Here is a 24,199-nt window from a genome sequence, read left to right on the forward strand (position 1 = left end):
CGAGATTGCCCGCTTGAGATTCCTGACCGCCTTCCTGCTGCTCGCCTGCGGACTCGCGCAGGCCCAGACCCCGCCCCCACCTCAGCCCTACCAGGCCAGCGACCCGCTGTCCTGGGAGCTGAAGAACGCCCGCTGGTTCGACGGCCGGGCCATCCAGCGCGGCAACCTGTACGTCGAGAACGGCGTCTTCGTCGCCAAGAAGCCGGCCAAGGTCAACCGCAAAATGGACCTGCGCGGCCAGCAGGTGCTGATCAACCCGCTGGCCGAGGCCCACAACCACAACCTGCAGACGGCCTGGGGCTGGGGGCAGTTTGCGCAGGCCTACCTCGACGAAGGCGTGTTCTACGCCGCCATGCTGTGCGGCGACCCGGCCGGCGTCGCCGAGGTCAAGCCGCTGGCCGCCACGCCGGCCGCGCCGGACGTCAGCTTCGTCACCGCCTGCATCACCTCCAGCGACGGCTACCCGCTGGCCGCCGTGCTGCCCGAGCCCACGCCCGCGGCGGCCGCGGCGCAGCAGCAGATCGTCCTCATCGACAGCCCCGAACAGGCCGCCCAGCAGTGGCGCGCCATCAAGGCGCGCGGCGGCACCTGGCTGCGCATCGTGCTGGCGCACAGCGAACGCCCGGAGCTGCGCGGCCAGCCCCAGCACTTCGGCCGGCTGGGCCTCAACCCTGAGACCGCCGCCGCGCTGACGCGGCTGGCCCATGCCGACGGCAAGCGCGTCGTCGCCCATGCCGAGTCGGCGGCCGACTTCGAAGCGGCGCTGGCCGCCGGCGCCGACGTCATTGCTCACCTACCCGGCTACGCCAACACGCTGGACGAGTCCCCGGAACGCTTCGCCCTGAGCGAGGCCGCCGCCGCCCGGGCCGCCCGCCAGCGCACCGCCGTCATCACGACGACCGCCGCCACCGCCCTGTTCAAGCTGGACGCCGGGCCGCTGGCCGCCCTGCGTGAGGTGCAGAAGGCCAACCTCGCGCGGCTGCAGGCGGCCGGCGTGCAATTGCTCATCGGCTCCGACGTCTTCATCGGCACCGCCCGCGCCGAGCTGCGCTCGCTGGACGAACTCGGGCTGGACCGCACGACGCTGCTGCGCCTGGCCACGCAGGACACGCCGCGCGCCCTGTTCCCGAACCGCAGGCTCGGCTGCTTCGAGCCTGGCTGCGAGGCCAGCTTCCTGGTGCTGGGCGGCGACCCCATCGCCGACCTTGCCCAGGTCGACATGCCGCAGCTGCGCGTCAAGCAGGGCCGGCTGCTGACCCGCCTGGCCGAGGTCGCCGCGTCCAGCTCGCAGGCCAGCACCTCGACGGCCGACCCGCCCAAGAAGGCCGCCGCGAAGAAGAAGACCGGCAAGGCCAAGGCCCAAAGCAAGGCGCCCAGCAAGGCCAAGCGGCGCTGATTACAGTCGCCCGATGAACACCGCCCGCCCCGCCTCCGCCGGCCTGTCCGTCCAGCAGGTCCTGCTGTGCGGCGCCATGATCGTCACGCTGTCGATGGGCATACGCCACGGCTTCGGCTTCTGGCTGCAGCCCATCATCACGGAGCGAGGCTGGACGCGCGAGACCTTCTCCTTCGCGATGGCGGTGCAGAACCTCTCCTGGGGCATCGCCGGCCCGGTTGCCGGCATGCTGGCCGATCGCTTCGGTGCCTGGAAGGTGTTGATCGGCGGCGGCGTCGCTTATGCGCTGGGCCTGCTGCTGATGGCCGTCACCAGCCACCCGCTGAGCTTCACGCTCGGCGCCGGCGTGCTGATCGGCATCGCCCAGTCGGGCTCGACCTACGCCGTCATCTACGGCGTGCTGGGCCGCACCGTGTCGCCCGAGAAGCGCTCGTGGGCCTTCGGCGTCGCAGCGGCCGCGGGCTCGTTCGGCCAGTTCGTCATGATCCCCATCGAGACCTGGCTGATCAGCCACCTCGGCTGGCAGGGCGCGCTGTACCTGCTGGCCGGCGCCGCGCTGCTGATCGTGCCGCTGGCGATGGGCGTGCGCGAGCGGCACGTGGCGCCCTTCAGCGGCGCGCACCAGAGCATCGCCCAGGCGCTGCGCGAGGCCTTCGGCTACCGCAGCTTCCAGCTGCTGATGCTGGGCTACTTCGTCTGCGGCTTCCAGGTCGTCTTCATCGGCGTGCACCTGCCCAGCTACCTGAAGGATCACGGCCTGGGCATCGAGGTTTCCACCGGCGCGTTGATGCTGATCGGCCTGTTCAACATCTTCGGCACCTACGCCGCCGGCATGCTGGGCCAGCGCTTCCCCAAGCGCTACCTGCTGTCGGCCATCTACGGCCTGCGTGCGGTGGCCATCGCCCTCTTCATCTGGGTGCCGCTGACGCCGCTCAGCGTCTACGTCTTCGCCGCCGTCATCGGCTTCCTGTGGCTGTCCACCGTGCCGCCGACGAACGCCGTCGTCGCGCAGATCTTCGGCGCCCAGCACCTGTCCATGCTGGGCGGCTTCGTCTTCCTGAGCCATCAGGTGGGCAGCTTCCTGGGCGTCTGGCTGGGCGGCAAGCTCTACGACGCGACCGGCAGCTACGACGTCGTCTGGTGGCTGGCCATCGCGCTGGGCATCATGGCCATGCTGGCCAACCTGCCGGTGCGCGAGGCACCTATCCCGAGAGGAGCGCAGCCGGCATGAAGCCGCGCCGCTGGATCTGGCCGGCGCTGGCCGTCGCCGCGCTCGCAGCCACGGTGCTGGCCTACCGCCACCCGGCGGTCATGATCCAGCTCAGCGAGCAGATCTGGGCCTGTTTCGGATGACCGGCACGCCTTCAGCCTGGCTGCAGCGCTTCGCGCCCAGCCCGCCCGCGAGGGCGCTGGACGTTGCCTGCGGCTCCGGCCGCAACCTGCGCTGGCTGGCCGAGGCGGGCTGGCGCGTCACCGGCGTCGACCGCGACACCGACGCCACCGCACCGCTGCGCGCGCTGGCCGAGATCGTCGACGCCGACATCGAGAACGGGCCCTGGCCCCTCGACGGTCGCCAGTTCGACCTGGTCGTCGTCTGCAACTACCTCTGGCGCCCGCTGTTCGACGCGATCCGCTGCGCGGTCAAGCCCGGCGGCTGGCTGATCTGGGAAACCTTCGCCGATGGCCAGCAGACCATCGGCCGCCCGTCGCGGCCGGACTTCCTGCTGCGGCGGGGCGAGTTGCTGCGCGTCTTCGGTGAATGGCGCATCGTGGCTTACGAAGACCTGTTCGAAGGCGGAGTCAACCCGCGCTTCGTCCAGCGCGTTGCGGCCATCCGTCCGCCGACGGCGGCCTAAAATCGCTCGATTCACTCAGCCTCTTTCACCATGAAGCCCATCCTCGGCAGCATCGTCGCCCTCGTCACGCCCATGAACGAGGACGGCAGCATCGACTACCCGGCCCTGCGCCGCCTGATCGACTGGCATGTCGAGGAAGGCACGGCCTGCGTCGGCGTCGTCGGCACCACCGGCGAGTCGCCCACGGTCAGCATGGAGGAGAACCGCGAAATCATCCGTGTCGCGGTCGAGCATGCCAAGGGCCGCATCCCCATCCTGGCCGGCACCGGCGCCAATTCCACCGCCGAGGCCATCGAGCTGAGCCGCTATGCCAAATCGGTGGGCGCAGACTGCACGCTGTCCGTCGTGCCCTACTACAACAAGCCCTCGCAAGAAGGCATTTACCAGCACTTCAAGGCGATCGCCGAGGCCGTGGACATCCCCATGATGCTCTACAACGTGCCCGGCCGGACGGTGGCCGATATGGCGCCCGAGACCGCGCTGCGCTGCGCCAGCCTGCCCGGCGTCTTCGGCATCAAGGAAGCAACCGGCAACATCGAACGCGCCGCCTTCCTCATCAAGCACGCGGCGGCCGGCTTCCACATCTACTCCGGCGACGACGGCACGGCGGTCGCGCTGATGCTGCTGGGCGGCCACGGCAACGTCAGCGTGACGGCCAACGTCGCGCCGCGCGAGATGGCCGAGCTGTGCCGCCTGGCCATCGAAGGCAATGCCGTCGAGGCCCGCAAGATCCACCTCAAGCTGCTCGGCCTGCACAAGCAGCTGTTCAGCGAGCCCAGCCCCGGCCCGGCCAAGTGGGCGCTGTCCCGCCTGGGCCGCTGCGGCGCCGCGGTGCGCCTGCCGATCACGCCGCTGACGGCCGCTGGACAGGCCAACGTCGGCCAGGCGATGGTCGAAGCCGGATTGCTCTGAGTCCTCTGGTCTAATGCGCCGCTGCCCTAGCCGGGCAACCTGTTCCCTCGGAGATTTCCAGCGTGACGTCCCTTCTGCCGATTCGCCCGATTCGATCGCTTCGCCCCACGGCGACCCGCCTGGCCTGCACGGCCTTCGTCCTGTCGCTCGCCGGCTGCGGCACCTTCGACGGCATCTTCTCGAACGACAAGGTCGACTACAAGGCCGCCTCGCGCCAGACCCAGGGGCTGGACGTTCCGCCCGACCTGACGCAGCTCGCCAAGGACAACCGCGCCCAGGTGCAAGGCGGCTCCATCACCGCCTCGGCGCTGTCCGCCACCAAGCCCACGGCCACGGCGGGCGGCCAGTCGATGACTGCCAACAGCGTCGCCCCGAACGCGGCGGGTGATGTCCGCCTCGAGCGCAGCGGCACCGAGCGCTGGCTGCACACCTCGGCCACGCCCGAGCAGCTCTGGCCGCAACTGCGCAGCTTCTGGCAGGAGCGCGGGCTCGAGGTCATCAAGGACCAGCCGGACGTCGGCGTGATGGAAACCAACTGGGCCGAGAACCGCGCCAAGCTGCCGCAGGACATCATCCGCCAGACCATCGGCAAGGTCTTCGACGGCCTGTACTCGACCGGCGAGCGCGACATGTACCGCACCCGCATCGAGCGCAGCGCCAACGGCACCGACATCTTCATCAGCCACCGCGGCATGCAGGAGGTCTACACCTCGCAAAGCCGTGACTCGACCTCCTGGCAGAACCGCCCGAGCGACCCGTCGCTGGAAGCCGAGATGCTGTCGCGCCTGATGCTCAAGCTTGGCGGCCAGGCAGACGCGGCCAAGGCCGTCGTCGCCCAAGCGCCCGCCGCCGCACCGGCCGCCAAGCCTTCGCCGCTGGCCGTCGGCGGAGAAGCCTTGCGCCCGCGCCGCGCGCTGTCCGAAGTGCCCGACAGCCTCAGCGTCAACGACGGCTTCGATCGCGCCTGGCGCCGGGTGGGTCTGTCGCTGGACCGCCATGGCTTCACCATCGAAGACCGTGACCGCGCCGCCGGCCTGTTCTACCTGCGCTATGCCGACCCGGAGCAAGCCGGCAAGGACGAGCCCAACTTCTTCCAGCGCCTGTTCGGCGCCAAGGCGACGGCACCAGCGCGCTATCGCGTGTCGGTCAAGGCCGAGGGTGAGAAGAGCACAGTGCGCGTCCTGGACGAGCGGGGCCAGGCCGTCACCGACGACAACGCCAAGCGCATCCTGTCGCTGCTGATGGACGACCTGAAATAAGGTCTTCCCAGGCACAGGGCGACTGCCGTGATGCGCTTCAGCAGCCTCGGCAGCGGCAGCGGCGGCAATTCGACGCTGGTCGAGGCCAGCCAGGGCATCACGACCACCCGCGTCCTCATCGATGCGGGCTTCAGTGAACGCGAGCTGACGCGGCGCCTGGCGCGGGTCGGCTGCACGCCGGTCGACGTCGACGCCATCTTCATCACCCATGAGCACGGCGACCATGTCGGCTGCTCGCTCGCGTTTGCACGCCGTCACCGCATCCCGCTGATCACCAGCCGCGGCACCTGGCGCGCCGTCGGCCGAGAAGATTTCGACGCCGGCTTGCTGCATCTGGCCCGCAGTGGCGAGGCGATCGCACTGGGCGACATGGAGTTGCAGCCTTTCGCCGTGCCGCATGACGCCCACGAGCCGCTGCAGTTGTGCCTGACCGATGGCGCCGTGCGGTTGGGCGTCGTCACGGACCTGGGCAGCGCCCCGGTCGCCGTGGCGCAGGCGCTGCAACGTTGCGCGGCCCTGTTGCTGGAGAGCAACCACGACGAGGCGATGCTGCGCGCCGGGCCCTACCCACCTTCATTGCAGCGGCGCATCCTGGGCACGCACGGCCATTTGTCCAACGAGGCGGCGGCCGACCTGCTGGGGCGCTGCCGACATGCGGCGCTGGGCACTGTCGTCGCCGCGCATTTGAGCGAGCGCAATAACGCGCCGGAACTGGCCCGCGCGGCACTGGCCGGTGCACTGGGGCGCCTACCGGACGATATTCGGGTCGCCGACCCAGCCTTGGGTTTCGACTGGCTGAACGTCGGCTGAAGCCGGAACCCAGCCAACGCAAAGTTTTGTATTTGAAGCCGCCGGCGTCCGACTCCGTTGCGGAAAAGAAAAAAGCCGCCGCTGCCTGAGCAGCGACGGCTTTTTCCGCGGGGACGAAGTGATTACTTCGAAGCAGCCGAGGCAGCGTCGACGGCCGAAGCGGCGGCGTCAACAGCGCTGGCAGCAGCCGAGGCAGCCTCGGGTGCCGGGGCCGGGGTCACGACAGCAGCCGGGGCCTCAACCTTGGGTTCTTCCTTCTTGCTGCAAGCGGTCAGAGCAACAGCAGCCAGCAGGGAAGCCAACAGGATCGACTTATTCATACTTGTCCTCAAACGTTTAAACGACGGTGCACACCATAACTTTGGGGTCGAGCGCCGGTACCTTTGATTGCACCAACGGGCGACCCCGACAGAACAAGACGCGGAAAACCTCGAGCGCTTCCCCCGCCTAGCCGACGATTATAGGGCTACCAGCAGTGAAAACATCACAAACCTCACAAGCCCAATGTCGTGGGTGCGAATGATTCGCAGGACCGTTGCGCGAGGGCATCAAACCATTCCAACCCATGCTGCCGCTGCGCCGCGTCGACGCTCACTTCACCACGCCACAGGTTGCGGTCGAAAAGGCGCAGCGTCAGCGGCATGTCGCCGCCGCTGACAAGCAACAAGCTTTCGGGCGCCGCCTCCAGCCGCACCTCGGACTCGACGGCACGCGCGGTCACACAGTGCGCATAGTCGCGGCGCCAGCGCACGAAAAGGGGGTGGCGGCGCGCGAGGTCGTCGTATTGCAGCGCCAGCAGACGCAGCTGGCGGCCCTGCCCGGCCCAGGCCTTCAGGGCCGCCAGCACCGTCGCGTCCGACAGCGGCCAGTCGACGAAGCTCGCGTCCCACGCGTGCAATTCGCGGCAGCCCCGCGCGCTGCTCCACTCAAGCGCCTCGACGAGCAGGCGCTGGAAGTCCGCCCGTCCAGCAAAGGTCTGCGCATTCATGCGGCTTGCGGCTGCACCCAGCCGTCCTCGGTCCATTGATCCAGCAGTTCGCGCGCCTGTGCCGACAGGCGTTCGACCTCGCCGGCACTGAGGCGGCGCTTATCGGCCAGGCTGCGCATCAGCGCGGCGTCCCGGCCGCCGGCGCGAAAGCTCTCCCCGTTCAGGAAGATGTGGGCGGTGTCATAAAGCATGCGGCTGCGGCGATCCAGCGCTGCGCCCTGCCCTGGCGGCAGCGGCTCGCCGGGCTCGAACCAGACGTTCGCCTTGGGCTCCGTCAGCGCCTCGCCCAGCGCCCGCTCCAGCGCCTGCGGGCGCTGCACCGCGGCCTCGACCGCGCGCCTTGCAAAGTCGAGCAACGCCGTCGGCACGCGGGCCGGTTCGGTGACCGCCTCCTGGCGCGGGTCGGCGTAGAGCTTGCCTGTCGCGTCGATCTCGTCGAACAGCCGCGGCAGCAGATCGGCGGCCAGGCCGTCGGCTGTGGATGCACGAAAGCCGACCGAGCCCGTCATGCAGCCCGGCCCGACCGCGACGCCATCGTGTGCCCAGCGGGGTGGCAGGTAGAGCATGTCGCCCGCCTCCAGAACGAACTCCTGCTCGGGCTTGAAGTTGGCAATGATCTTCAGCGGCACGTCGTCGCGCAGCACCGCGTCGCGCTGGGCCCCGATGCGCCAACGGCGCTGCCCGGCAAGCTGGATCAGGAAGACGTCGTAGGAGTCGAAATGCGGCCCGACACCGCCGCCATCGCTGGCGACCGAGAGCATCAGGTCGTCCAGCCGTGCATCGGGTGCGAAGCGGAACTGGTCTAGCAGCGCGCGCGCCTCGGCGAGATGCTGGTCCAGTCCCTGCACCAGCAGGGTCCAGCCGGGCTTGATCATCGCCGGCAGGCGGGTGATGGGGCCGTGCTTTAGCTTCCAGTCGTCGCCGAACGCGGTGACCAGCCGGCTTTCGACATCGTCACGCGCCGCCAGCGCGGCCAGTTGCTTGAACGAGGCCGGTGGCTGGATGCCGGCAAAGGCCTGGCGCACCAGGAGCGGCTTCTTCTGCCAGTGCTTGCGCATGAACTGCGCGGGGCTGAGGCCGGCGAGGACGGGGGTCGGGAGGTCGATCTGCATGCGGCCATTGTGCCGAGGGCTGCGTGCGAAAATCACTTCATGCAAGTGACCCGCCCCTGTGTCGTCTCCCTGCGTTGGAGACTCGAAGATGCCCAGGGCCAGCTCATCGACGAGCTGGCCGAGCCGATGGAATTCCTGCATGGCGGGGAGGACTTGTTCGCCAAGGTCGAGGCCGCGCTGGAGGGCCAGGAGGTCGGCTTCGAGACCGACCTCGCGCTGCAGCCCGAGGAGGCCTTTGGCGACTACGACTCCAACCTCGTCTGCTTCGAGGCGCGCGGGCTGTTCCCGTCGGATGTCGAGCCCGGCATGCAGTTCGAAGGCCTGCCCGAAGGGGCCGTCACCGAGGGCATGCCCGACGCGGTCTACACGGTCACCGAGGTCTACCCGGAACACGTCGTGCTGGACGGCAACCATCCGCTGGCCGGCATCGGCCTGCGCATGCACCTGACGCTGCTGGACGTTCGCCCGGCCACCGAGCAAGAGGTTCAGGCCGGCTCTGTCGGCGAACCCATCTTCATGGTGCAGACCGGCGCGCCGCCGGACGAACCGATCCACTGAGCTTAGAAACGGGCACCCATGGCGCCCGTTGCTTCATCAGCCCTTGCCGGTGGAGCCGAAGCCGCCCGCGCCGCGCTCCGAGGCATCGAAGCTGTCGACGCGGCGGAATTGGGCCTGCACCACCGGCACGATGACCAGCTGCGCGATGCGCTCGAAGGGCTGGATGGTGAACTCGGCCTGGCCGCGGTTCCAGCAACTGACCATCAGCTGGCCCTGGTAGTCGCTGTCGATGAGGCCCACGAGGTTGCCCAGCACGATGCCGTGCTTATGGCCCAGGCCCGAGCGCGGCAGGATGATGGCCGCCAGGCCCGGGTCGGCGATGTGAACGGCCAGGCCCGTCGGGATCAGCGTCGTCTGGCCGGCGGCCAGCGTGATCGCTTCGTCCAGGCAGGCGCGCAGGTCCAGGCCGGCGCTGCCGGGGGTCGCGTAGGCGGGAATCTGCTCGGCCATGCGGGCGTCGAGCACTTGCAGGTCAATCGGGGTCATCAGAGTCGTTGGGAGAGTTCTTTGATCAGCTCGCGCGCAAGGGTGAGCTTGTCGGCCCGGCCGCCCGCTTCAGGCAGCTCGCGCCGGCCCTGCTCGTCGATGAGCAGCAGCGCGTTGTCGTCGCGGCCGAAGGTGGCCGGGCCCAGGTTGGCCACGATCAGCGGGATGCCTTTGCGGCGGCGCTTGGCGTCGGCATGTTCGGCGAGCTTTTCGCTTTCCGCGGCGAAGCCGACGCAGTAGGGCGGCCGCGGCAGCCCGGCGACCGCCGCGAGGATGTCGGGGTTCTCGGCCATCGCGATGGTGGGCGCCGTCGCGCCGCCTTCGGCCTTCTTCAGCTTGTGTTCGTGAGCCTGCGCCGGGCGCCAGTCGGCGACGGCCGCCGTGGCGATGAACGCGTGCTGGTGGGCCGCCAGCGGCAGCACGGCGTCATGCATCTGCTGGGCCGACTGCACGTCGATGCGCTGCACGCCGCGCGGCGTCGGCAGGTGCACCGGGCCCGCGACCAGCGTGACCTCGGCGCCCGCCTCGGCGGCAGCGCGCGCGATGGCGAAGCCCATCTTGCCGCTGCTGTGGTTGGTGATGCCGCGCACCGGATCGATGGGCTCGAAGGTCGGCCCGGCGGTGATGAGGAGCTTCTTGCCGCGCAAGGTCTTGGGCGCCAGGAAAGCCTCGACGTCGTCGAAGATCTGCTGCGCCTCCAGCATGCGGCCGTCGCCGATCTCGCCGCAGGCCTGGTCGCCGTTGGCCGGGCCGACGATGGTGGCGCCGTCCGCAGTGATCTGCGCGACGTTGCGCTGCGTGGCCGGGTGTGCCCACATCTCGCGGTTCATGGCGGGCACGACCAGCAGCGGGCATTCATGGATGCGGCGCGCCAGCGCGGTCAGGCTGATGAGGTCGTCCGCCCTGCCCTGCGCGAGCGCGGCGATGGCGTCGGCGCTGGCCGGCGCGACCAGCATCACGTCGGCCTCGCGGCTGAGGTTGATGTGGGCCATGTTGTTGTCGGGCCGCGCATCCCACTGGCTGGTGTAGACCGGCCGGCCGGACAACGCCTGCATGGTCACCGCGGTGATGAACTGCTCGGCCGCCTCGGTCATCATGACCTGCACCGTCGCGCCGCCCTTCACGAGCAGCCGCGTCAGCTCGGCGATCTTGTAGCCTGCGATGCCGCCGCTCATGGCCAGCAGCACATGCTTGCCTCGCACCGGGCTTGAGGACGGGTCGGGCATGGCGTTCATCGCGTTGCGGGTGTCAGGGCGCGCTGGCTGCCGGGGCGGGGGCTGTGGCGCCGGTGCGCAGCGGGATGGACTGGGTCCACTGGGCCACGTCCTTGCCGAGCACCAGCACCGCACGCTCCAGCACCGTGCAGGAGCCCTTGAAGCCAGCGAACGCGCCGCCCATTGTGTCGCGCGTGAAACCCTTGGCGCCCAGCACCTCGCTACCCTGGCGAAGCTCCACCCAGACGCTGGCCGACTTGCGATGGCCGATGAAGGCGTTGCCCGCGCTCACCATGTTGCTGATCTTGATGTCGATGACCGGGCCGGCGGCTGCGTCCAGCGTGGCCACTCGCTGCACTTCGGCGCCGGACTTGGTCAGCTCCGCCGCGAGCGAGCCGGACAGCTGACGCCCCAGTTCCTTGCACTCCTCGACGATGTTGCTCGGGATGATGGTGACATCCTTGTAGCCGATGTTCTCGGGGATCTGGTAGCTGGCGGCTTGGGCAGCCGAGCCGATGGCGATCAGCGAAACGACGGCAAACGAACGTAGCAGTGCAGACATGAGACGAATTGGCAGTGGAGTGGAAATGCGCGGATTGCGGGACCGACGGAGTCAGGCCCTGCGCCGGAACACCAGGTCCCAGACGCCGTGTCCCAACCGCAGGCCGCGGGCCTCGAACTTGGTCAGCGGCCGATAGGCGGGCTTGTCAGCATAGCCGGCCGCGGTGTTGTGAAGCTGGGGCTCGGCTGACAGCACTTCCAGCATCTGCTCGGCATAGGGCTGCCAATCCGTCGCACAGTGCAGGTAGCCATCGGGCGCCAGGTGCTGCACCAGCTTGGCGACGAACTCAGGCTGGATCAGGCGGCGCTTGTTGTGGCGCTTCTTGTGCCAGGGGTCGGGGAAGAAGATGTGCACGCCGGCGAGCAGGTCGGGGCCGATCATGTCGCGCAGCACTTCGACCGCGTCGTGCTGGACGATGCGGATGTTGGTGAGCTGCTTCTCGTCGATGAGCTTGAGCAGCGCGCCGACGCCGGGCTCATGCACCTCGCAGCCGATGAAGTCGTGGTCGGGCAACGTGGCCGCGATCTCGGCGGTGGCGCCGCCCATGCCGAAGCCGATCTCCAGCACCAGCGGCGCCTTGCGGCAGAACACCGCTTCGGCATCGATGCGCTCGGGCTTGTACGGCAGGACAAACCTCGGGCCCAGTTCGGCCAGCGCCTTGATCTGGCCGGTGCCCATGCGGCCGGCACGCGTGACGAAGCTCTTGATCGCCCTACGTGGCGGATCCACCGGCGGCTGGTCTTGCTCCTGGCTCATCAACCCACCTCGGCCATGACCATGGGCGTTGCAGCCACGTCGGCATCGCCCAGCGTGCAGGCGGCGAGATACGACGCGATGGCGCGGTCGGCAGCGGCGTCATCGGCCGCGTGGATCAGTGCCAGCGGCTCGCCCACGGCGACGCGCGTGCCCACGGGCTTCACTTCGGAGAAGCCGACGCGCATGTCGATGGCATCGCCAGCCTTGCGGCGGCCGCCGCCCAGCTCGACGATGGCTACGCCCAGGTCGCGGGTGGACATGGTCGTGACGACGCCGGCGCGCGGCGCGGCCACCGGCTTCACGACCGGCGCAGCGGTCAGGTAAGCGTTGGGGCGCTCCATCAGGTCGGCCGGGCCGCCGAGCGCGACGACCATCCTGGCGAACTTCTCGGCGGCAGCGCCGGAGTCCAGCGCGGCCTGCAGCTTCAGGCGTGCGGCGGCCGTGTCGGCAGCAAGATTGCCCAACACCAGCATCTCGGCGCAAAGCGCCAACGTCACCTCGTGCAGGCGCGGCTCGCGGTGCTCGCCCTTCAGGTAGCGGATGGTCTCGATGACCTCCAGCGAGTTGCCGACATCGGTGCCGAGGATCTGGTTCATGTCGGTGATCAACGCGCGGGTCTTCAGGCCCGCGCCGCCGGCGACCGCGACGATGCTCTCGGCCAGTTCCCGGGCGAACTCTGGCGTGGACGCAAAGGCGCCATTGCCGCACTTGATGTCCATGGCCAGGCCTTCGAGGCCGGCGGCGAGCTTCTTGGACAGGATGCTGGCGGTGATCAGCGGCACGCTCTCCACCGTGGCCGTCACGTCGCGCGTCGCGTAGAAGCGCTTGTCGGCGGGGGCCAGGTCGGCCGTCTGACCGATGATGGCGCAGCCCAGCGTGCGGACGATCTGGTCGAACTTCGCGGGGTCGGGCGTCGTCGTGTAGCCGGGGATGGCTTCCAGCTTGTCGACCGTGCCACCGGTGTGGCCCAGGCCACGGCCGGCAATCATCGGCACGTAGCCGCCGCACGCGGCGACCATGGGCGCCAGCATCAGGCTGACCTTGTCGCCCACGCCGCCGCTGCTGTGCTTGTCCAGCACCGGGCCGGGCATGTCGGGCCAGCGCATGACGCGGCCGGAATTCATCATCGCGCGCGTCAGCAGCACCGCCTCGTCGCGGCCCATGCCGCGCAGGAACACGGCCATGCCGAGTGCGGCGACCTGGCCTTCGCTCCAGGAGTTGTCGACCAGGCCGCGGACGAAGTGGTGGATCTGCGCTTCATTCAGCGCCTGGCCGTCGCGCTTGGCGCGGATGATTTCTTGGGCAAGCATGGTCAATACGCCGAGGTCGTTGCGACGGACTCGGCGCCGGAGAGAACGGATTCGATGTCGGTGAGCAGGCCGCTGGCGCCAAAGCGCAGGCGCTGCGGGTTCAGGGCGGCGGCGCCCAGTACCGCCTCGGTCTGGGCGATGTAGCCGGCGGCGTCCGCGACGGAGCGCACGCCACCCGAGGCCTTGAAGCCGGCGGCGGACAGGCCGCTGGCGGCGATCTCCTTCAGCATCGTGGCCGCAGCCGCCGGTGTCGCACCGATCTTGGTCTTGCCAGTGCTGGTCTTGACGAAGTCGGCGCCCGCCGCGAGGGCCAGGCGCGTCGCCTCGGCGATGCGCTCGGCCGTGGCCAGCTCGCCGGATTCGATGATGACCTTCAACGTCAGCGGCCGGCTGGCGAAGCGGACCTCGGACAGGAACTCGGCGACCTCGGTGACCTGGCCGGCCAGCAGCGCGCGCCAGGGCAGCACCACGTCGACCTCGTCGCCACCCGCCTGCGCGATCTCGGCCACGTCGGCCAGCGCATGTTGCAGGTCCAGCGCACCACCCGGGAAGTTGGCGACGGCGGCGACCTTGATCGCTGGCGGCAGTGCCGCGCGGGCCTGGGCGACAAAGCGCGGCCAGACGCAGACGGCGGCCACGGGGCCGTGCGGCGTCTGCGCGCGGCGGCACAGCGCGTCGATGTCGGCGGCGGTGTCGGCGTCGTTCAGGCTGGTCAGGTCCAGGCAGGCCAGCGCGGTGCGCGCCGCGGCCCGCATGTCGACGTTGGGATCGGCGGTCATAGCTCGACGCCGGCGAAGCTGCTCACCAGCGCGGCCAGGAAGGCGGACGCGCGCTCGCCGGACATCTGTGCCTGCTTCAGCGTCAGGTCATGCGTCAGCGCCTCGGCGGACAGGCCCGCGGCCATGTTGGTCATCAGCGCAATGCCCATCACCTTGAGACCGGCGTGGCGGGCCAGGATGGTCTCGGGCACGGTGCTCATGCCGACGGCGTCTGCGCCCCAGGCGGCGAACATGCGGATCTCGGCGGCGGTCTCGAACTGCGGGCCCAGCGCCCAGCAGTAGGTGCCCTCGCCCAGCATCAGGTTCTCGCGCTTGGCCAGCGCCAACGCGTGGTGGCGCAGGTCGGCGTCGTAGGCGTTGACCATGTCGACGAAGCGGTGGCTGCCCTGCTCGCCCACCAGCGGGCTGCGCTGCGGCGCGTTGATGTGGTCGGCGATCAGCATCAGGCTGCCGGGCGGCATGTGGCCGCGCAGCGAGCCGGAGGCGTTGGTCTGCACCAGCAACTTCACGCCCCAGCGCTTGAGCGAACGCAGCGCGCCGGCCATGCCGGTGCAGTCGCCAGTCTCGTACGTGTGCGCGCGGCCGCGCAGGAAGATGACGCGCTGTTCGCCGATCCTGCCGACCACGATCTCGTTGACGTGGCCTTCGACCTTGGGCTGCGGGAAGGCCGGCAGCTCGGTGTAGGGCAGGTTCTTCGCGTCCTGCACATGGCTGACCGCGCCGGCCCAGCCGGAGCCGAGGACGACGGCGACTTCGGGGGCGTTGCCGAACAGGGATTGCAGCTTCTCGACGCTCGCGGCGATCGCGACGTCGAGGGTTTTGTGATCGATCATGGAAGACCTCAGATGTTCAAGTGAGCCGGTCCGAAGCTGTGGGGGAGCAGTTCGGCCAGGGTCCAGCGCTGGCGGATGCCGCCAGGATCGCCGGCGATGATGACGAGCTCTTCGGGCACGGAGAACTCGCGCAGCTTCTGTCGGCAGCCGCCGCAGGGGGTGATGATGTCCGGGCCGGGGCCGGTCACCAGCGCCACCTTGGCTTGCTTGCCGCCGGCCATGATCATGGCCGTCAGCGCCGAGGGTTCGGCGCACCAGCCCTGCGGGTAGGACGCGTTCTCCATGTTGGCGCCGATGTGGATGCGGCCCTGCTCGTCGAGGATGGCGACGCCGACCTTGTACTTGGAGTACGGCGAATGCGAGAACTCGCGCGCACGCAGCGACTCGGCGAGCAGGCGGTCCAGCAGGTCTTGGGAGAGTTCCACTTCAGCGCTCCTTCACGTAGGGCTTGCCCAGCGCCTTGGGCGCGATCGCAGAGCCAATGAAGCCAGCGAGCAGCACGACCGTCAAGATGTAGGGCAACGCCTGGATCAGCTGCACGGGCACCTCGCCGATGCCAGGCAACGCCACGCCCTGCATGCGGATGGCCACCGCGTCCAGGAAGCCGAACAACAGGCAGGCGCCCATGGTGGGCAGCGGCTTCCACTTGCCGAAGATCATCGCGGCCAGCGCGATGAAGCCGCGGCCGGCCGTCATGTTGGGGGAGAACGAGGCGTTCTGCGCCAGCGTCAGGTAGGAGCCCGCCAGGCCGCACAGCACGCCGTTCATCAGCAGCGCCCGGTAACGCAGGGCTTGCACGGACATGCCGGCGGCTTCGACCATCGCCGGGTTCTCGCCGACGGCGCGCAGGCGCAGGCCCGGGCGGGTGCGCTCCAGGAAGAACCACACCGCCGCGACCATCAGGAAGGCGACGTAGACCAGCACGTTGTGGCTCAGGAAGCCATGGCCGAACACCGACGCGAACCAGTGGCCCGGCTGCGGCTCGGCGAAGCCCTTGGCCAGCGCCGTCAGGCGCACGTCGGGCTCGATGGGCGGCGTCTGCCCACCCTGCTGGAACCAGGCGATGCCCAGCACGACGGTGAGGCCGGCGGCGATCATGTTGAGCGCGACGCCCGAGACGACCTGGTCGCCGCGATTCGTCACGCAGGCAAAGCCATGCACCATGGACGCCGCACAGGCGACGGCGACGGCGGCCATCAGGCCGTAGGCGGTGGAGTGCGTGACCGACGCCGTCGCCGCGGCGGCGAAGGCGGCGAACAGCATCTTGCCTTCCAGGCCCAGGTCGACAACGCCGGCGCGCTCGGACAGCACGCCCGCCATCGCGCACAGCAGCAGCGGGGCGCTGACACGCAGCGTGGACGCGAGCACCGAGGCGATCAGGACTTCATCCATCAGCGGCCTCCCTTGATGGCAGCGTAGAGGCGCGCGAACAGCGGCGCGCTGACCGTGGCCATCGCGCCGGAGAACAGCACGATCAGGCCCTGGGCCGTGACGACCATCTCGCGGCTGAAGCCTTGCAGTTCGAACGACACCTCGACACCGCCCTGGTACAGCACGCCGAACAACAGCGACGCGAGCACGATGCCGACCGGGTGGTTGCGGCCCATCAGCGACACGGCGATGCCGGTGAAGCCGGCGCCCGCGACGAAGTCCAGCGTCAGCTTGCCCTGCACGCCGGAGATCTCGTTGATGCCCACCATGCCGGCCAGCGCGCCGGAGATGGCCATCGCCAGCATGACCTGCGACCGCGGGCGGATGCCGGCGTAGTGCGCGGCGCGCGGCGCGCTGCCGACCGCGCGCACCGCGTAGCCGGCCGCACTCTTCCACAGGAACCAGCCCACCGCCACGCAGGCGACCAGCGCCAGGACCAGGCTGAGGTTCAGCGGCGACGACGGCAGCTCATAGCCCAGCGCCGCAGCGATCTGGTGCAGCGCCGGCATGCGGGCGCTCTCGGAAAACTCGGCGGACTCCACCGACATGCTGCCCGCGGGGCGCAGCCAGTTCACCAGCAGGTAGGCGTTCAGCGCCGCGCCGAGGAAATTGAACATGATCGTCGTGATGACGATGTGGCTGCCGCGCCAGGCCTGCAGGTAGGCCGGCAGCGCCGCCCACAGCATGCCGAACAGCGCGGCGGCAATGACCAACAACGGCAGCATGACGGCCGCCGGCAGCTTGGCGCCCAGCCACAGCGCCATCAACGCCACGCCCACGCCGCCCAGCGTCGCCTGGCCCTCGCCGCCGATGTTGAACAGGCCGGCATGGATGGCCACCGCGACCGCGAGGCCGGTGAAGATGAAGGTCGTTGCGTAGTACAGCGAATAGCCCAGGCCGCGCACGCTGCCCAGGGCGCCGTTCAACAGCACCGTCAGCGCCTGCCAGGGGCTGTGGCCGATGACCATGACGACCAGGCCGGCCACGACCAGTGCGACCGCCAGGTTCCACAGCGGCAGCAGGCCGACGTCGATCCAACGGGGGAGAGTCAGGGGTTGAGTCATGTCTGCCCCTCGCCCGCGGTGTACCGCAGTCGATCCCCCGAGGGGATGCGAGCCGGCTCGGGAGCGGCCCAGCGCTCGGCTCGCTTCATGCAGCCGCCCTTTCTTCTTGGGCGGCCATCAACAGGCCCAGGCGCTTCTCGTCGCAGTCTTCGATGGCCAGCTCGCCCGTGATGCGGCCGCAGTTCATGACGACCACGCGGTCGGCCAGCGCCAGGATCTCGTCCAGCTCGCTGCTGACCAGCAGCACCGCGCAGCCGGCGTCGCGCAGCGCGCGCAGCTGGCCATGGATGAATTCGATGGCGCCAATGTCGACGCCGCGCGTGGGCTGGCCCACCAGCAGCACGGTCGGCTGCTCGCCGATCTCGCGGGCGAGGATGAGCTTCTGCTGGTTGCCGCCGGAGAACTTGCTCGAACCCAGGTTCTCGTCGCGCGGACGCACGTCGAAACGCTCCTGCATCTGCTTCGTCGCGTCGCGCATCGCGGCATGGTTCATGGCCGCGCCCTTGCGGTACTTGGGCAGGTTCTGGTAGCCCAGCACGGCGGACTCCCAGGCAGGGAAGCTCATGACCAGGCCCACCGCGTGACGGTCTTCAGGGACATGGGCCAGGCGCAGCGGCCGGGCTTGCGCGGTATCCAGCCAGGCATCGGGCGTGAAGGCCTTGCCGCCCAGCTGCATGCGGCCGCCCTCGGGCGCGCGCAGGCCCGACAGCACTTCCAGCAGCTCGCTCTGCCCGTTGCCCGACACGCCGGCCACGCCGACGATCTCGCCGGCCTTCAGCGTCAGGCTCACGTCCTTCAGCGCCGGCACGCCGTTGGCGTGCTTGAGGCTCAGGTTGGCCGCGTGCAGGCGCACTTCGCCGGCATGCACTTCCAGCCCCTCGGGCCGGCCCAGCGTGACCTTGCGACCGACCATGGATTCGGCCAGCGCCTCCTCGCTCCACCCGGCGATGGGCCGCGTCTCGACGACCTGCCCCGCGCGCATCACCGTGACGGCGCTGCACAGGCTCATGACTTCGCGGAGCTTGTGCGTGATGAGGATCAGCGTCGTGCCGCGCTCCTTGAGCTTGCGCAGCGTGACGAAGAGCTGGTCGGTCTCCTGCGGGGTGAGCACGGCCGTCGGTTCGTCGAGTATGAGGATCCTGGCGCCGCGGTACAGGGCCTTCAGGATCTCCAGCCGCTGCAGCTCGCCGACGGGCAGGTCGCTGACCAAGGCATCGAGCTGCACGTGCAGCCCGGTTTCCTGCATCAGCGCGACCAGCTTCGCCCTGACCTTGGCCTTGGAGGCGCTCAGAAAAAAGCCACCTTCCGCGCCCAGCATGATGTTCTCCAGGCAGGTCAGCGTGTCGACCAGCATGAAGTGCTGGTGCACCATGCCGATGCCCAGGGCAATCGCCTGCTGCGAGTTGGCGATGTGCGCCGGCTGGCCGTCGATCTCGATCGTCCCCGCGTCGGCGTGGTAGTAGCCGTACAGGATGGCCATCAGCGTGCTTTTGCCGGCGCCGTTCTCGCCGACGAGACCATGGACGCTGCCCGCAGCAATGTCGAAAGACACCTCGCGGTTGGCTTGCACGGCGCCGAAGCGCTTGGAGATCGCCTGCAGGCGAACGGCGGGCGTGCTCACGACCGGGTCAGAACTTGCAGGCGTTGTCGGCCATGTAGTCGGCCACCTTGACCTTGCCGGCAATGATGTCGGCCTTGACGGCGTCGACCTTGGCCTTCAGCGCCGGGTTCAGCAGCTTGGCGTTGTGGTCGTCGACGGCGTAGTCCACGCCGCCTTCCTTCAGGCCCAGCACGCTGACGCCGGGCTTCCAGCCCTTCAGCACGTTGTAGACGGCCACGTCCACACGCTTGACCATGGAGGTCAGCATGGTGCCGGGCTGCAGGTGGTTCTGGTTGCTGTCCACGCCGATGGCGAGCTTGCCGGCGTCCTTGGCGGCCTGGTAGACGCCCACACCGGTGCCGCCGGCGGCGGCGAAGACCACGTCCGAGCCCTTGGCGAACTGCGCCTTGGCCAGCTCGCCGCCGCGGGTCGGGTCGTTCCAGGCGGTGGACGTGGTGCCCGTCATGTTGGAGAACACCTCGATCTTCGGGTTGGTCGCCTTGGCGCCCTGCTCGTAGCCGCACTGGAACTTGCGGATCAGCGGGATGTCCATGCCGCCGACGAAGCCGACCTTGCCGGTCTTAGAGACCAGCGCGGCAAAAGCGCCGACGACGTAGCTGCCTTCATGCTCCTTGAACAGCAGCGACTGCACGTTGGGCAGGTCCACCTTGGCGTCGATGATGGCGAACTGGGTCTTGGGGAAGTCCTTGGCCACCTGCTGCAGCGCCGAGGCTTGCGCGAAGCCGATGCTGATGATGGGGCTGGCGCCACGCTCGGCCATGCGGCGGATGGCCTGCACGCGCTGGGTGTCGTTGCTGATCTCGAACTCGAGATAGGTCTTGCCCGTCTCCTTCTTCCACTGCTCGGCGCCCTGGTAGCCGGCCTGGTTGAAGGATTTGTCGAACTTGCCGCCCATGTCGAAGATCACCGCGGGCTGCTGCGCCTGGGCTGCACCGCAGGCGAGCATCAGGGCCAGGGAGAGGCGAGACGAAGTGAACTTCATGGGGTGGCGTGGGGCTGGGCGAAAGGGGCGCATTGTAGAAAACATCCCTCAAGTTCTACTGACCAGAAAAATACGGATTCACCCTGCCCTGGCGTGCCGCAACCGACGGTGCGCCGCCCGGGCGTGGGGAAGCCAGCCGAGTGTCGCCCAACGGCGCCACATCAAAAGGCCCCGGATCCATTCATCAGCGGCATAAGCAATCCACACGCCAACCAGGCCCCAGCCCAGGTAGACGCCCAGGAACCAGCTGCCGCCGGCCAGCACGATGGCCATGGACGCCGAGCCGGCGATGACGGGATAGCGCGCGTCGCCCGTGGCCCGCAGCGCGTTGATGACGACCATGTTGAAGACGCGGCCCGGCTCCACCACCACCGTCCACCACAGCAGCGTGCAGCCGAGTTCGATGATGCGCGGGTCGGACGTGAACTTCTTCAGCAGCCAGGGCCCGGCCAGCGCAAAGCCGCCGGACACCACCAGCGCGACGACCACGCCCAGCCCCAGCGACCTGCGCACCAGTTTGTGGGCCGCATGCAGCGCGCCGGCACCGACCATGTGCCCGACCAGGATCTCGACCGCGAAAGCGATGGCCAGACCGAAGATCAGGATCAAGTGCAGCAGCTGCGTCGTGTAGGCATGCGTGGCCAGCGCCAGCGCACCCAGTTGGGCGACGGCTGCCAGGCTGATCATGAAGGCCAGGCGCCAGGAGATGTTCTCGGCCGCGCCGGGGATGCCGATGTGCAGCACCGTGGCCAGCGGTGCGCGCTTCAGCCGCCACCAGTCCGAGCCGCGCAGCCGCAGGTTCAGCCGGCTGCGCCACAGCACGATGTGCAGCGCCAGGCCGGTGCCGCGGCCCAACAGGCAGGCCAGCGCGTAGCCGGGCAGGCCCAGGTAGGGCATGGCCAGCAGCGCGACGGCCAGCGTGACGACCTGGATGACGACCACCACCGCCAGCGCCTCGCGGCTGCGCAGGTGGGCGCGCATGACGCTGGACATGGACGCGTTCATCGCGTCGATCAGCAGCGCCGGCGCCAGCGTCTGCAGCAGCACGCGGGCCAGCGGCGCGACCTCCGGCGGCGCGTTCACCAGCTGAAGCAGCGGTCCCGCCGCCAGCAGCGCCATCATGGCGCCGCCCGCGCCCAGCCAGGTGCTGGCACCGACGACCGCGCGGGCGACCGCGTCCGCCTGGTCGCGCCGGCCGGCGCCCAGCGCCTGCGTGACGGCCACGCTGACGCCCGCGCCGATGACGCGGAACAGCACGAAGATGGCCGCGAAGACCTGGTTGGCGAGGCCGAACGCCGCGCCGCTGTCGTCCGACAACCGGGCCGCCAGCGCCGTGCCGATGATGCCGATGCCGATGCCCAGCAGCAGCTCGAGCAGCAGCGGCCAGGTCAGCGGAAAGAGGCGGGGGCGAGCGGACGGGGCCGTCATGGCCCGGTCCTATGGCCGGATTTCACACAAGTCACAACAAGCTCGCCAGAATGGCCCGGGATCGTAAAGGAGTAACCATGCCGAAACCCGCAGCTCATGCGTTTGCCGACACCCGGGCCGAGTTCAGGATCGCCGCCAGCAAGTCCGGCCAGTTCTTTTCCCTGCCCAAGCTGGCCGAGACCTACCCGAACGTCGCGCGCATGCCCATCTCCCTGCGCATCGTGCTGGAGAGCGTGCTGCGCAACTGCGACGGCAAGAAGGTGACGGCCGAGCATGTGCGGGAGCTGGCGAACTGGCAGCCCAACGCGGCACGGGTCGACGAGATCCCGTTCGTCGTGGCGCGCGTGGTGTTGCAGGACTTCACCGGCGTGCCGCTGCTGGCCGACCTGGCGGCGATGCGCAACGTGGCGGCCGCGCTGGGCAAGGACCCCAAGACCATCGAGCCCCTGGTGCCGGTGGACCTGGTCGTCGACCACAGCGTCATGATCGACCACTACGGCACCAACAAGGCGCTGGACCTGAACATGAAGCTGGAGTTCTCGCGCAACCGCGAGCGCTACGAGTTCATGAAATGGGGCATGCAGGCCTTCGACACCTTCGGTGTCGTGCCGCCGGGCTTCGGCATCGTCCACCAGGTCAACCTGGAGTACCTGGCGCGCGGCGTGCACAAGGGCAAGGACGGCGTCTACTACCCGGACAGCCTGGTCGGCACCGACAGCCACACGACCATGATCAACGGCATCGGCGTCGTCGCCTGGGGCGTGGGCGGCATCGAGGCCGAGGCCGGCATGCTGGGCCAGCCGGTGTACTTCCTGACGCCCGACGTCGTTGGCTTCGAGCTGACGGGCCAGCTGCGCGAAGGCGTGACGGCCACCGACCTGGTGCTCACGGTCACCGAGATCCTGCGCAAGCACAAGGTGGTCGGCAAGTTCGTCGAGTTCTTCGGCGAGGGCACCGCCAGCCTCGCCCTGCCCGACCGCGCCACCATCGGCAACATGGCGCCCGAGTACGGCGCGACGATGGGCTTCTTCCCGGTCGACGACAAGACGGTCGACTACTTCCGCGGCACCGGGCGCAGCAAGGCCGAGATCGACGCCTTCGAGGCCTACTGGCGCGCGCAGCAGATGTTCGGCGTGCCCAAGGCCGGCGACATCGACTACACGGCCGTCGTCACGCTGGACCTCGGCACCGTGGTGCCCAGCCTCGCCGGGCCGAAGCGCCCGCAGGACCGCATCGCCATCAACGACTTGTCGGCCAAATTCGCCGAGCTGTTCAGCAAGCCAACGGCCGACAACGGCTTCAACCAGCCGGCAGACAAGCTCGCGCAGACCTTCACGACCGAGTCCGGCCTGCCGGTCAGGAACGGCGACGTGCTGATCGCCGCCATCACCTCCTGCACCAACACCAGCAACCCCGGCGTGCTGCTGGCCGCCGGCCTGCTGGCCAAGAAGGCCGTGGAGGCGGGGTTGAAGGTACAGCCACACATCAAGACCTCGCTGGCCCCCGGCTCGCGCATCGTCACCGAATACCTGCAGAAGGCCGGCCTGCTGCCCTATCTGGAGAAGCTGGGCTTCAACGTCGCCGCCTACGGGTGCACGACCTGCATCGGCAATGCGGGCGACCTGACGGCCGAGCTGAACAAGGTCATCCAGGACAACGACCTCGTCTGCGCGGCGGTGTTGTCGGGCAACCGCAACTTCGAGGCCCGCATCCATCCCAATCTGAAGGCCAACTTCCTGGCCAGCCCGCCGCTGGTCGTGGCCTACGCGATCGCCGGCACCGTGACGCGCGACCTGATGACCGAGCCCGTCGGCTCGGGGCACAAGGGCCGGCCGGTCTACCTCGGCGACATCTGGCCCAGCAGCGACGAGATCCATGCGCTGATGAAGTACGCGATGGACGGCGAGGCCTTCAAGGCCAACTACGACAAGGTCGCCACCCAGCCGGGCAAGCTGTGGGACGCGATCAGGGGCGTCCAGGGCCAGGTCTACACCTGGCCCAAGAGCACCTACATCGCGCAGCCGCCTTTCTTCGACGGCTTCACGATGGCACCCAAGACGCTGGTGTCTGGCGTCAAGGGCGCCAAGGTCATGGCGCTGTTCGGCGACTCCATCACCACCGACCACATCAGCCCCGCCGGCTCCTTCCGCGAGACGACGCCGGCCGGCCAGTACCTGCTGGCCAACGGGGTCGGCAAGCTGGACTTCAACTCCTACGGCGCCCGCCGCGGCAACCACGAGGTGATGGTGCGCGGCACCTTCGCCAACGTGCGTGTGAAGAACCTGATGCTGCCGGCCCGCGCCGACGGCTCGCGCGAGGAAGGCGGCTACACGCTGAAGGACGGCGTCAAGACCACCATCTACGACGCCGCTATGGACTACATCCGCGAAGGCACGCCGACCGTCATCTTCGCGGGCGAGGAGTACGGCACCGGCTCCAGCCGCGACTGGGCCGCCAAGGGCACGCAGTTGCTCGGCATCAAGGCCGTCATCGCCAAGAGCTTCGAGCGCATCCACCGCAGCAACCTGATCGGCATGGGCGTGCTGCCGCTGCAGTTCAAGGGCGGCATGAGCTGGGAGGCCCTGGGCCTGACCGGCCACGAGACCGTCGACATCGCGCTGGCGGACGACATCAAGCCGCAAGGCGATGCGACGATGACGATCACGCGGCCCGACGGCACGACACGGTCGGTGCCACTGACGCTGCGCATCGACACCGCCATCGAGGTCGACTACTACCGGCACGGCGGCATCCTGCCGTTTGTGCTGCGGCAGTTGCTCGCCGCCTGAAGCGCGGCCGTTCCCCTTCAACGCGCCGGCCCGGCTCATCCGGGCCGGCTTGC

25 protein-coding genes are annotated in these 24,199 nt (G+C 69.1%); 9 read left to right on the forward strand and 16 right to left on the reverse strand.

What is annotated here, in order from left to right:
- Positions 1 to 13: 13 nt before the first annotated feature.
- From ASD35_RS20605 to ASD35_RS20630, 7 genes are all read left to right on the forward strand, one after another.
- Positions 14 to 1,396 carry an amidohydrolase family protein gene (locus tag ASD35_RS20605; RefSeq protein ID WP_162254499.1) on the forward strand — a complete coding sequence of 461 codons (1,383 nt, stop codon included), beginning with the start codon at positions 14 to 16 and terminating at the stop codon, positions 1,394 to 1,396.
- Positions 1,397 to 1,409: 13 nt separating this feature from the next.
- A complete protein-coding gene (locus ASD35_RS20610; protein WP_056876817.1) occupies positions 1,410 to 2,627 on the forward strand; it encodes an MFS transporter in 1,218 nt (405 codons plus the stop codon).
- The gene (locus ASD35_RS28335; protein WP_255354545.1) at positions 2,624 to 2,749 is read left to right on the forward strand and encodes a hypothetical protein; all 126 of its coding nucleotides are present in this window, start codon (positions 2,624 to 2,626) and stop codon (positions 2,747 to 2,749) included. The genes ASD35_RS20610 and ASD35_RS28335 overlap by 4 nt, the downstream gene beginning before the upstream one ends.
- Positions 2,746 to 3,252 carry a bifunctional 2-polyprenyl-6-hydroxyphenol methylase/3-demethylubiquinol 3-O-methyltransferase UbiG gene (locus ASD35_RS20615; RefSeq protein WP_056876818.1) on the forward strand — a complete coding sequence of 169 codons (507 nt, stop codon included), beginning with the start codon at positions 2,746 to 2,748 and terminating at the stop codon, positions 3,250 to 3,252. Before ASD35_RS28335 ends, ASD35_RS20615 begins: the two co-directional genes overlap by 4 nt.
- Before the next feature lie 30 nt (positions 3,253 to 3,282).
- A complete protein-coding gene (dapA, locus tag ASD35_RS20620) occupies positions 3,283 to 4,164 on the forward strand; it encodes a 4-hydroxy-tetrahydrodipicolinate synthase (protein WP_056876819.1) in 882 nt (293 codons plus the stop codon).
- A 62-nt stretch (positions 4,165 to 4,226) separates the two neighbouring features.
- Positions 4,227 to 5,423 (forward strand): outer membrane protein assembly factor BamC, encoded by a 1,197-nt coding sequence (gene bamC, locus ASD35_RS20625; protein ID WP_235538406.1) that lies wholly within the window; start codon positions 4,227 to 4,229, stop codon positions 5,421 to 5,423.
- 30 nt (positions 5,424 to 5,453) lie between these two features.
- Positions 5,454 to 6,233, forward strand: a complete 780-nt coding sequence (locus tag ASD35_RS20630; RefSeq protein ID WP_056876821.1) for an MBL fold metallo-hydrolase — start codon at positions 5,454 to 5,456, stop codon at positions 6,231 to 6,233.
- A gap of 122 nt (positions 6,234 to 6,355) precedes the next feature.
- Here ASD35_RS20630 and ASD35_RS26765 read toward each other — a convergent pair whose 3' ends face one another.
- From ASD35_RS26765 to ASD35_RS20640, 3 genes are all read right to left on the reverse strand, one after another.
- Positions 6,356 to 6,553, reverse strand: a complete 198-nt coding sequence (locus tag ASD35_RS26765) for a hypothetical protein (RefSeq protein ID WP_082580311.1) — start codon at positions 6,551 to 6,553, stop codon at positions 6,356 to 6,358.
- A gap of 173 nt (positions 6,554 to 6,726) precedes the next feature.
- Positions 6,727 to 7,221, reverse strand: coding sequence for a hypothetical protein (locus ASD35_RS20635; protein ID WP_056876822.1), 495 nt, complete (start codon positions 7,219 to 7,221; stop codon positions 6,727 to 6,729).
- Positions 7,218 to 8,333 carry a JmjC domain-containing protein gene (locus tag ASD35_RS20640; RefSeq protein ID WP_056876823.1) on the reverse strand — a complete coding sequence of 372 codons (1,116 nt, stop codon included), beginning with the start codon at positions 8,331 to 8,333 and terminating at the stop codon, positions 7,218 to 7,220. Before ASD35_RS20640 ends, ASD35_RS20635 begins: the two co-directional genes overlap by 4 nt.
- A 39-nt stretch (positions 8,334 to 8,372) precedes the next feature.
- On the opposite strand from ASD35_RS20640, the gene ASD35_RS20645 reads away from it, so the two are divergent.
- Positions 8,373 to 8,891, forward strand: coding sequence for a peptidylprolyl isomerase (locus ASD35_RS20645; RefSeq protein WP_056876824.1), 519 nt, complete (start codon positions 8,373 to 8,375; stop codon positions 8,889 to 8,891).
- Between the two features lie 36 nt (positions 8,892 to 8,927).
- On the opposite strand, the gene dut is transcribed toward ASD35_RS20645, so the two are convergent.
- From dut to ASD35_RS20710, 13 genes are all read right to left on the reverse strand, one after another.
- Positions 8,928 to 9,377, reverse strand: coding sequence for a dUTP diphosphatase (gene dut, locus ASD35_RS20650; protein WP_056876825.1), 450 nt, complete (start codon positions 9,375 to 9,377; stop codon positions 8,928 to 8,930).
- Positions 9,377 to 10,612 carry a bifunctional phosphopantothenoylcysteine decarboxylase/phosphopantothenate--cysteine ligase CoaBC gene (gene coaBC / locus ASD35_RS20655; protein WP_369819234.1) on the reverse strand — a complete coding sequence of 412 codons (1,236 nt, stop codon included), beginning with the start codon at positions 10,610 to 10,612 and terminating at the stop codon, positions 9,377 to 9,379. The genes dut and coaBC overlap by 1 nt, the downstream gene beginning before the upstream one ends.
- A gap of 13 nt (positions 10,613 to 10,625) precedes the next feature.
- Positions 10,626 to 11,153: a hypothetical protein gene (locus ASD35_RS20660; RefSeq protein WP_056876826.1), complete on the reverse strand. Its 528-nt coding sequence runs from the start codon at positions 11,151 to 11,153 to the stop codon at positions 10,626 to 10,628.
- A 51-nt stretch (positions 11,154 to 11,204) separates the two neighbouring features.
- Positions 11,205 to 11,909 (reverse strand): tRNA (guanosine(46)-N7)-methyltransferase TrmB, encoded by a 705-nt coding sequence (gene trmB, locus ASD35_RS20665; RefSeq protein ID WP_056876827.1) that lies wholly within the window; start codon positions 11,907 to 11,909, stop codon positions 11,205 to 11,207.
- Positions 11,909 to 13,219 carry a thymidine phosphorylase gene (deoA, locus tag ASD35_RS20670; protein WP_056876828.1) on the reverse strand — a complete coding sequence of 437 codons (1,311 nt, stop codon included), beginning with the start codon at positions 13,217 to 13,219 and terminating at the stop codon, positions 11,909 to 11,911. The genes trmB and deoA overlap by 1 nt, the downstream gene beginning before the upstream one ends.
- Before the next feature lie 2 nt (positions 13,220 to 13,221).
- Positions 13,222 to 13,998 (reverse strand): deoxyribose-phosphate aldolase, encoded by a 777-nt coding sequence (gene deoC, locus ASD35_RS20675; protein ID WP_056876829.1) that lies wholly within the window; start codon positions 13,996 to 13,998, stop codon positions 13,222 to 13,224.
- Positions 13,995 to 14,831, reverse strand: coding sequence for a purine-nucleoside phosphorylase (locus ASD35_RS20680; RefSeq protein WP_056876830.1), 837 nt, complete (start codon positions 14,829 to 14,831; stop codon positions 13,995 to 13,997). Before ASD35_RS20680 ends, deoC begins: the two co-directional genes overlap by 4 nt.
- Positions 14,832 to 14,839: 8 nt before the next feature.
- Positions 14,840 to 15,256 (reverse strand): cytidine deaminase, encoded by a 417-nt coding sequence (gene cdd, locus ASD35_RS20685; RefSeq protein ID WP_200956077.1) that lies wholly within the window; start codon positions 15,254 to 15,256, stop codon positions 14,840 to 14,842.
- Position 15,257: 1 nt separating this feature from the next.
- The gene (locus ASD35_RS20690; RefSeq protein ID WP_056876831.1) at positions 15,258 to 16,223 is read right to left on the reverse strand and encodes an ABC transporter permease; all 966 of its coding nucleotides are present in this window, start codon (positions 16,221 to 16,223) and stop codon (positions 15,258 to 15,260) included.
- A complete protein-coding gene (locus tag ASD35_RS20695; protein WP_056876832.1) occupies positions 16,223 to 17,326 on the reverse strand; it encodes an ABC transporter permease in 1,104 nt (367 codons plus the stop codon). Before ASD35_RS20695 ends, ASD35_RS20690 begins: the two co-directional genes overlap by 1 nt.
- Before the next feature lie 85 nt (positions 17,327 to 17,411).
- Positions 17,412 to 18,947, reverse strand: coding sequence for an ABC transporter ATP-binding protein (locus tag ASD35_RS20700; protein WP_056876833.1), 1,536 nt, complete (start codon positions 18,945 to 18,947; stop codon positions 17,412 to 17,414).
- 7 nt (positions 18,948 to 18,954) lie between these two features.
- A complete protein-coding gene (locus tag ASD35_RS20705; protein WP_056876834.1) occupies positions 18,955 to 19,929 on the reverse strand; it encodes a BMP family protein in 975 nt (324 codons plus the stop codon).
- A gap of 78 nt (positions 19,930 to 20,007) precedes the next feature.
- Positions 20,008 to 21,357 carry an MATE family efflux transporter gene (locus tag ASD35_RS20710; protein ID WP_056876835.1) on the reverse strand — a complete coding sequence of 450 codons (1,350 nt, stop codon included), beginning with the start codon at positions 21,355 to 21,357 and terminating at the stop codon, positions 20,008 to 20,010.
- A gap of 77 nt (positions 21,358 to 21,434) precedes the next feature.
- Between ASD35_RS20710 and acnA the strand changes: the two genes are divergently transcribed.
- On the forward strand, positions 21,435 to 24,146 hold the full coding sequence (gene acnA, locus ASD35_RS20715; protein ID WP_056876836.1) for an aconitate hydratase AcnA: 2,712 nt from the start codon (positions 21,435 to 21,437) through the stop codon (positions 24,144 to 24,146).
- Positions 24,147 to 24,199: the final 53 nt, after the last annotated feature.

The organism is Pelomonas sp. Root1444 (assembly GCF_001426885.1).
Lineage (GTDB): Bacteria > Pseudomonadota > Gammaproteobacteria > Burkholderiales > Burkholderiaceae_C > Pelomonas.

Coding starts and splice junctions, on each gene's coding strand:
- ASD35_RS20630 (WP_056876821.1), top strand. CDS start 5,454: ATGCGCTTCAGCAGCCTCGGCAGCGGCAGCGGCGGCAATTCGACGCTG.
- coaBC (WP_369819234.1), bottom strand. CDS start 10,612: ATGAACGCCATGCCCGACCCGTCCTCAAGCCCGGTGCGAGGCAAGCAT.
- dut (WP_056876825.1), bottom strand. CDS start 9,377: ATGACCCCGATTGACCTGCAAGTGCTCGACGCCCGCATGGCCGAGCAG.
- deoC (WP_056876829.1), bottom strand. CDS start 13,998: ATGACCGCCGATCCCAACGTCGACATGCGGGCCGCGGCGCGCACCGCG.
- ASD35_RS20615 (WP_056876818.1), top strand. CDS start 2,746: ATGACCGGCACGCCTTCAGCCTGGCTGCAGCGCTTCGCGCCCAGCCCG.
- ASD35_RS20640 (WP_056876823.1), bottom strand. CDS start 8,333: ATGCAGATCGACCTCCCGACCCCCGTCCTCGCCGGCCTCAGCCCCGCG.
- ASD35_RS20660 (WP_056876826.1), bottom strand. CDS start 11,153: ATGTCTGCACTGCTACGTTCGTTTGCCGTCGTTTCGCTGATCGCCATC.
- ASD35_RS20690 (WP_056876831.1), bottom strand. CDS start 16,223: ATGGATGAAGTCCTGATCGCCTCGGTGCTCGCGTCCACGCTGCGTGTC.
- ASD35_RS20645 (WP_056876824.1), top strand. CDS start 8,373: ATGCAAGTGACCCGCCCCTGTGTCGTCTCCCTGCGTTGGAGACTCGAA.
- ASD35_RS28335 (WP_255354545.1), top strand. CDS start 2,624: ATGAAGCCGCGCCGCTGGATCTGGCCGGCGCTGGCCGTCGCCGCGCTC.
- ASD35_RS20635 (WP_056876822.1), bottom strand. CDS start 7,221: ATGAATGCGCAGACCTTTGCTGGACGGGCGGACTTCCAGCGCCTGCTC.
- ASD35_RS26765 (WP_082580311.1), bottom strand. CDS start 6,553: ATGAATAAGTCGATCCTGTTGGCTTCCCTGCTGGCTGCTGTTGCTCTG.
- dapA (WP_056876819.1), top strand. CDS start 3,283: ATGAAGCCCATCCTCGGCAGCATCGTCGCCCTCGTCACGCCCATGAAC.
- ASD35_RS20680 (WP_056876830.1), bottom strand. CDS start 14,831: ATGATCGATCACAAAACCCTCGACGTCGCGATCGCCGCGAGCGTCGAG.
- ASD35_RS20710 (WP_056876835.1), bottom strand. CDS start 21,357: ATGACGGCCCCGTCCGCTCGCCCCCGCCTCTTTCCGCTGACCTGGCCG.
- ASD35_RS20705 (WP_056876834.1), bottom strand. CDS start 19,929: ATGAAGTTCACTTCGTCTCGCCTCTCCCTGGCCCTGATGCTCGCCTGC.
- deoA (WP_056876828.1), bottom strand. CDS start 13,219: ATGCTTGCCCAAGAAATCATCCGCGCCAAGCGCGACGGCCAGGCGCTG.
- ASD35_RS20610 (WP_056876817.1), top strand. CDS start 1,410: ATGAACACCGCCCGCCCCGCCTCCGCCGGCCTGTCCGTCCAGCAGGTC.
- acnA (WP_056876836.1), top strand. CDS start 21,435: ATGCCGAAACCCGCAGCTCATGCGTTTGCCGACACCCGGGCCGAGTTC.
- trmB (WP_056876827.1), bottom strand. CDS start 11,909: ATGAGCCAGGAGCAAGACCAGCCGCCGGTGGATCCGCCACGTAGGGCG.
- ASD35_RS20695 (WP_056876832.1), bottom strand. CDS start 17,326: ATGACTCAACCCCTGACTCTCCCCCGTTGGATCGACGTCGGCCTGCTG.